This window comes from Vibrio sp. 10N.261.51.A4 (genome assembly GCF_041471945.1).
GTDB classification, from domain to species: Bacteria; Pseudomonadota; Gammaproteobacteria; order Enterobacterales; family Vibrionaceae; genus Vibrio; species Vibrio crassostreae_C.
Window position 1 is genome coordinate 22,606 of the sequence record NZ_JBFRPJ010000119.1, and the last position, 7,012, is coordinate 29,617.

Sequence of the window (7,012 nt, forward strand, 5' to 3'; positions counted from 1 at the left end):
GGTTTATGAATTAACTGTGCGATAATTACCGCCATTATATATCCCTATCTATGTTGTATTTATCAAGGAGCCGTATTGATGTTTAAAAGGGTATTGCAGGCACTATTCTCACCTTTTGTTTATTCAAAAAACAAACCCTCTGCAGAGCCTGCCCAACAAGAGCAACAACAAACCGTTGCTACTGATTCTGTTCAGTCTTCAATCTTTGTTCCGCCGTCGTCCGCTCAGCCATCATCATTAATCGTCGATAAGACGCTTAGCCTTCACGATGGTGAGTTCCTTGATTATTTGTTTGGAGAGTCTCGCCTTCGCACGGAGTCAGACCCATTTAGTGATTTTGTCGCTTGCCAAATCGAACGCTTGATTCGCTCTCCAAAAGCCTTGCTTAATGAACTGCCAGTGATGCCAGCCTCTGTGACCACGTTAATGGGCGAATTACAGAGCGATGAGTTTGATGTCGATACTCTGTTAAGAGTGATTGAGCGCGAGCCGAGTATGGCTGCCGATGTGATTAAACTGGCAAATAGCGCCTTTTACAAACGCAATGAAAAACAGGTTACCGACCTAAAAACAGCATTCTTAAATATGGGTTCTCAGGGGCTTGTTGAAGGGGTGGTGAATAGCTACATGAAGAACTTCACGCCGGGGAACAATATTTACTGGCGTCACTTCGGTGAGAAAATTTGGAATCACAGTGTTCAGACTGCGTCGTTTTCTAAGGAGTTGATGAAAGACTCTTCACCTCAAGAAGATCAAGCAGCGGCATACTTTGTTGGGTTAATTCGCAACTTAGGCAAGATGATCATTTTCCAGATGATGGTAGAAGCCTTCAAGCATGTTGATCCTTCTGTTCCACCTAACTCGTTGGCATTGAAGCGCCTGATGAACAGCTACTCTATTCGCCTGACTTACACCATTGCTAAGTTCTGGGAACTGCCAGAGTCTGTGTTGACCGCAATTGGCTACCAAGAGTCGAGCCGATACGAATGCACACCACTTGGTCAAGCTGTGTTTGAAGCTAACTACTTGAGTGAGCTGTGCTATTTACTGGAAGAACAAACGATTGAAGTCGAGCAATTTAAGCGCAGATGCAAAGAGACACTGATGTCTCCGGCTGCATACAAAGTGGCTAACCGTATCTATAAAGAGTCTGAATTGGCGCTAGTGAGCTAACCCTTAGCCTATTCGACCTACGCTGTGACTGAACATAATGATTGGTTGCAGCTTGGTTGGGCTAGGTTGTGAAATACATTCAGCTACGAAATACGCTTACAAATGGCTAATCCACAGCTTGTCGAGTTCGCACCAACCGAAACCATTTACTTGTGCGCCGTGTATCTTTTCAGAAACCTCTAAGTTGAACGCCTCTTGCTTGAGCTCAACCACAACCCCAGATTCATGCAACCAATGCCGGAGCGACAACAGTGCATTCATCGCTAACTCAAAGTCTGGTTGGTTTGTTATTGAGGCTAAGCCTTGTTCGATTGTCTCTAGCATCTCAGAAGGTAAAGTTAATTCCTCAAACGGGAAGCGAGTGAAAAAGCTTAACCACGAAGTGAAGGTGTCGTTCTCATCAATAATACTGCACAGCGCGACGTCTTTGGTAGTTAGGTAGTGAGTTAGGTAGTGCCCATATTCCACGCTGGTTTTGTGGTCGCCAGACACTGACAACTGATCGAAAAGGGCTTGGCATTCAGAGGTGTCTTCAACGGTGAACTCACGAACGGTTGAAGACAACATCGGGCTTTGAATCTTAAAGAAGGTTGAGCCGAAATCCGGTTGGGAAGAATGGTCATCCCCACGCACGGTGGTCGTCTTCTCGGGCAGTTTCACGCACACCTGATTTTGAGCGCAGGCTTTGCTCTGTGCCCATTCCTGATAGACCCACAACTCGACTCGATTCAGAATCGGCGTGCTGTGTGAATAGGCGCTATTGCGGCTCAATCTCAACATCTTGCTTGAGAAGATGTCTAATGAGAACGCGCCAGATCCAATCAGCCTATCAGTCGGTGATGAGTGATCGAATACGGAGGCTTCAGCCCTAGCAAGTAGGCGCGGTAAATGCCAATCAGGTTGATTCAACTTTACGACAACCACATTGCCTGCCGAGACAGAGACCTCATCAATATGCTGATAACAGCGACGCCATATTTTGCTTTGGCAGAGAGAGTTAAGGTTGCGTGCTATGTCTTGAGGTTCGAGTGTTCTTCCGTTATGAAAGTGAACACCATTGCGAATCTGAAAGTGCCACTGTGTCGCATCTTGATTAGGCTGCCAATGATAAGCCAGATCGCCGCTGAGTTTGCTGTGCTTAACGGAGGTTAGGCGTTGGCAAACTTGCATAACTAAGAAACGTTCGGTGCGTCTAAGCACGCGTTGAGGGTGAAGCGCTTCGAGTTCTCGGTGAAACGGGATGTACGCGATATTCTGCGTCGACGGATTGGTATTGCTTAGAAAGGCTTGCAACTCAGTGCCAGCATTGCGGCCGTTGAAGCTCAAGGTGCTAAACACCTGTTCTATGTTGCCTGCGTCAGCTTGGGTTTGTGCGTATTGGTAACACGCCTCAATGGGTTCAACCAGACACGTGAGTTGTGCCTTCTTGCTGCGGCCTGAGCTAGCTTGCCACTCAATCCAGCCTTGTGCTGTCATCGCTTTGAGTAAGGTCTGAACGTGACGTTCACTCACGTGCAGCAGTGTGGCCAGTTGGTTGACCTGACAGTGTGATACTCCAGGCCCAAAAGCCTGAAATATCTTTTCATACAGTTCAAGCTTACGCTTAAGGTTGCCCAATTTGCTTTTCCTAACGACGAGGTTGAGTTAAATGTGAATAGCCAGAATCAATCAGTGCGTTTTCCATCGTATCGAGAACTCGAGAGGTTATCTCTGAGCTCAGGATATTCGATTCAGTTTTGCCTTGAAGCACCAAATCTGAAAAATGGTCGATTTCAAACTCGAATCCATTCCCTGTCACTCGGTAGTTAATGGTCGACTTTTTGCCTTGATGTTCAATCTCAATAAAGGCCGGATTCCACCATTTTTCGTGAATGGTGATTTTGGTTTCAGGTCCACTCAAGTGTGCTGATCGGGGAAGGTTTTGCACTGTTGATGCCGATATCTTACCGCTTATATCACCAGAGAATGTAAAGCATGCATTGGTATCAACATTCGCTCCCTCATAAAGACACGACATCTCTACCTGAGGTTTTGAAGGGTTTACACCCAGCGTTCGGCACAGATCGTAAAAGAACCAAAGCCCATAGACCCCAACATCGAGTGTTGCTCCGCCTGACAAATCCGGATTGAAGATAAACAAATCGGGCTCATAGTCATGATGGTTACCAAAGCTGGCTTCGATTGAATCTATCTGAATGTTGTTATCGACCAAGAATGATTGGAGCTCACGATATGCGGGAAACACCACGGTTTTCATCGCTTCTAACAGCATCACGCCATTTTGTTTCGCAAGGGCTTTCATCTCAAGCCAGTCACCAAGGTTGGTAAAAGCCGGCTTCTCGACCAATACGTGCTTATTGTTCTTTAGAAACAGTTCTGCGAGTGGCTGGTGGTATGGGTGAACCGTAGCGATGTAAACCGCTTCTACACTTGGGTCATTCGCCATCTCTTCATAAGAGCCATAAGCCTTGTCGCAACCAAACTTGTTGGCGAACGTGGCTGCGCGTGAGTGATCTCTGGCGGCAACCGCATCAAGCTCACCATGCAGAGAGTGCTCTGTGACTGCGGTTGCGAATCGATTGGCGATATTGCCTAGCCCTGCGATGCCCCATTTTATTTTGCGTTGCGTGTCGCTCATCTGTTGCTCCAAATCGTTGTTTTGTATCAGTGTACTCAGAGACGTCACATACAAATAGAGAACAGATTTCTCAACCTGTTCTCTATTTCTTTTATTCTAGTTGAAGCTCAGGATTAGCTCTGTATTGAGTGTTTCCAATCGGCTAAGGCTTTAATGTGTTTTGGCCCGATGCCACAACAGCCACCGATAATATTCGCGCCCAGTGCATGCCAGCGTTTAGCGTAAGTTAAGTAACCTTGGCCATCCAGCTCACGCATCTCCTGAAACATATCATTCGCTTCATGTTCGTTGCTGATAGGCGCAAAATTGTTGGCATAGACACCAACTTCTAAATCACTGCCTAGCTCATCGATCACTTTCTTGGCATCGATAATGGCTTGATCCATCACTTCAGGCACTGAACAGTTAAACATAATGCCTGTCGCGTTTGATTGGCAGGCAAGTTTGATGGCGTCTGTTACGCTCTCGCCAGAACGAATATTGGCAGAATCGCCCTTGGTATCTTCCAAACTGAATGCGTAGTAACACGGCTTATCTGACTGCTTAAGAACCGCATGAATGGATTCGAACTCTTGCAGGCTGCAGATGGTTTCCGCGATCCAAAGATCGATGTTTGGATCCTGGGCATCGTAAAGCGTTTGAATGATTGGCGCTGCCTCTTCTACCTTAAACAAGTCTGGTCGGTAGCTGCCAAATGGCGGTGGAATCGCGCCTGCTACTTTCACTGTGTGGGTAGCATTGTCTGCAACTGCTTTAGCCAGCTCACCAGACAGTGTGGCTAGTTCAAAACCGCGTTGCTCGAACAGCTCTTCACCCAAGTGAAAAGGTACACAGGCGTAGCTATTGGTGATTAGGATTTCAGCACCTGCATCGACAAAGTTTTGATGTGCTTGGCTGACAAATTCGGGTGCTTCAATCAGCGCTTGAGCACTCCAAAGCGGTTGAGAAAATGGCGCGCCAATTTCTTTGAGTTCTCGGCCCATGCCGCCATCAAGTATGGTTAGTGTTTTCATATTCAATACTATCTAAACAATTGCTGAAGTTCTGCCGCCACCATATCAGACAACCTTGTCAGACAGAAGCCATCAAGCCAAGGTTCAACTATTGATGAGGGAGTTTCGTTATAGGTGGTCTAGCGGGCTAGTCGTACCGCTAAAGTGTTGCCCAATAACGTGAGTGTATATCTGAGTTGTCTTAACACCACTGTGCCCCAGTAACTCTTGAACCGTTCTGATATCGGAGCCTGAGTTTATAAGTTGCGTAGCAAAACTGTGCCTGAAAGTATGACAACTAATTCGCTTGTGGCGCAATTTGTTAGAGTTAGTCGCCTTCTTCAGCGTTTTTCGGATCACCGAATCATGTAGGTGGTGTCGGCATACGATCCCCGACTCTGGGTGTTGAGTGACGGATTTTGATGGGAATAGGTACATCCAAGCAAGTCGTCGATAGGCACTCGGGTATTTTTTGCCTAATCGGTGAGGCAAAGATGGCCTAAACCCATTCAAGTTATCTTTAGCAAGCAGAACTGCAACTTGTGAAATTTTGTCTTGTATAGCTTCAGTGAGTGAAAAACTTAAAATTGTCACTCGGTCTTTATTTCCTTTCCCATGGTGAACAGTGAAAGACCCTTGTTTTAGGTCTATATCTTGTACTCGAAGCCTCAGACATTCCGATACTCTCAAACCTGAACCATACAACAAGCGAAAAAACAGTTGATATTTAGGATCTATTTCATTGATCACCGAGATAGCTTCCGAATGATTGAGTACACTAGGAATTTTTCGAGACCGAGTCGCATAGCTAAACCCTAAGTCTCCTAGAGGTTGCTTAATAAATTGATTGTATAAATAGGCTAGAGCATTGAGCGCTACCTTTTGAGTATTGATGGCTACTTTTTGTTGATTAGCTAAATGAGAAAGAAAGGAGACAACTTCAGCGGCATGCATCTGTTCAGGGTGTTTAAGCTTATGAAAATGAATGAAGTATTTTATCCAGTAACAGTAGGCTTTGATTGTCTTGCGACTATAGCCTCGCATCGTCATATGTTCGCAAATTGCCTGCATGAATTGACTCGCCATATATTCCCCTCACAAAATCTGTACATACAGACAGTTTATTGCTTGTTGAATAATTAATGACTTAAAAAAGAGTGGTTTTTAACTCTGATTGAGCACGAATTTAACGAGATGCTTATTTTAAGTTATTGATTATACTTCAGATTTATGGGTGGTTAAGAATGAGGCCGAGCGTTACATAGTCGGCAATATGTGCTTGCACGTTTTCACACTTATTGTTTAGACCCACTTTTATATTAAATGCATAGCATTCAGTTGGTTATGAGTGACCTTTTTGATATGTTAAGCGGATGGATTCGTGCTTGCACAATATTAAAATGTTAGGCTCTATGAAGTAAAAAGGAAGATTAGTGAAAGAGTTAGATATTTATGGTTATTATGTTTTCGGTTACAACTATTACTTAGTGAAGCGAGGGTTTAGTAATGAAACAAATAAAGTTGCAGCCGATTTTATTCGAGAACATTATTTGGACTATTTAGTGGAGCTTGACTTGCAAGTAACACTTCAGGTTGTAAAAGAAATTCATGACGTCGTAGAAGAGCTTGATGGTCTTCCAAGTGATGAGCTTTTATCTGAAGAAAATGCAGGAAAGATAAAAGAACTAGTTGATAAGACCGATGCAACATTAGATGCAGAACTACAACTACGCAAAGTTCTTTATGTAACACCAAAAAGGTTTACTCCCGATATACTGATGAAGAACCCAGAGCGTTTATTGGCTAGTGGAATGTGGGGCTATTTATCAGACACTGCAATGCAGGATTTTAAGTTAGCAACATCATGTATTGCTATGAACCATGGCACAGCTTCAGCATTTCACATGATGCGATGTGTTGAGGAAATGGTAAAGCAACTGTACTTCAGTTTTGTTAAAACTAATCGAATTAGAAAGCCAATGTGGGGACCTATAATTCAGAAGTTAGAACAAAAAAATAATCCTAAGCCCTCGCAAGAGCTGCTAGATAGTCTGGATATGATTAGACGTAACTATAGAAACCCTACTCAGCATCCAGATAAGTTTTATTCAATTGATGAAGCTCAAGACTTGCTGCATCATTCTATCGTAGCAATTAACATGATTACATCGGTGCTTAAAGAACGAGCCTAACAAACGACTATGGCGTC

6 protein-coding genes are annotated in these 7,012 nt (G+C 44.3%); 2 read left to right on the forward strand and 4 right to left on the reverse strand.

Annotated elements, in window-relative coordinates; genetic code table 11:
• Positions 1–78 precede the first annotated feature (78 nt).
• Positions 79–1,173: an HDOD domain-containing protein gene (locus tag AB4384_RS22410; RefSeq protein ID WP_102321238.1), complete on the forward strand. Its 1,095-nt coding sequence runs from the start codon at positions 79–81 to the stop codon at positions 1,171–1,173.
• Positions 1,174–1,269: 96 nt separating this feature from the next.
• Here the strand turns inward: AB4384_RS22410 and AB4384_RS22415 are convergent, their stop codons facing one another.
• The 4 genes from AB4384_RS22415 to AB4384_RS22430 form a co-directional block, all read right to left on the reverse strand.
• Positions 1,270–2,790, reverse strand: a complete 1,521-nt coding sequence (locus AB4384_RS22415) for an SgrR family transcriptional regulator (RefSeq protein WP_102321237.1) — start codon at positions 2,788–2,790, stop codon at positions 1,270–1,272.
• A gap of 10 nt (positions 2,791–2,800) precedes the next feature.
• Positions 2,801–3,811 carry a Gfo/Idh/MocA family protein gene (locus AB4384_RS22420; RefSeq protein ID WP_102321236.1) on the reverse strand — a complete coding sequence of 337 codons (1,011 nt, stop codon included), beginning with the start codon at positions 3,809–3,811 and terminating at the stop codon, positions 2,801–2,803.
• Between the two features lie 113 nt (positions 3,812–3,924).
• Positions 3,925–4,824: a homocysteine S-methyltransferase family protein gene (locus AB4384_RS22425; RefSeq protein ID WP_017065219.1), complete on the reverse strand. Its 900-nt coding sequence runs from the start codon at positions 4,822–4,824 to the stop codon at positions 3,925–3,927.
• A 108-nt stretch (positions 4,825–4,932) separates the two neighbouring features.
• Entirely contained in the window at positions 4,933–5,889 is a 957-nt protein-coding gene (locus tag AB4384_RS22430) for an integron integrase (RefSeq protein WP_372130139.1), read from the reverse strand.
• A gap of 347 nt (positions 5,890–6,236) precedes the next feature.
• Between AB4384_RS22430 and AB4384_RS22435 the strand changes: the two genes are divergently transcribed.
• Entirely contained in the window at positions 6,237–6,995 is a 759-nt protein-coding gene (locus AB4384_RS22435; RefSeq protein ID WP_372130140.1) for a hypothetical protein, read from the forward strand.
• The last annotated feature ends 17 nt before the right edge of the window (positions 6,996–7,012 follow it).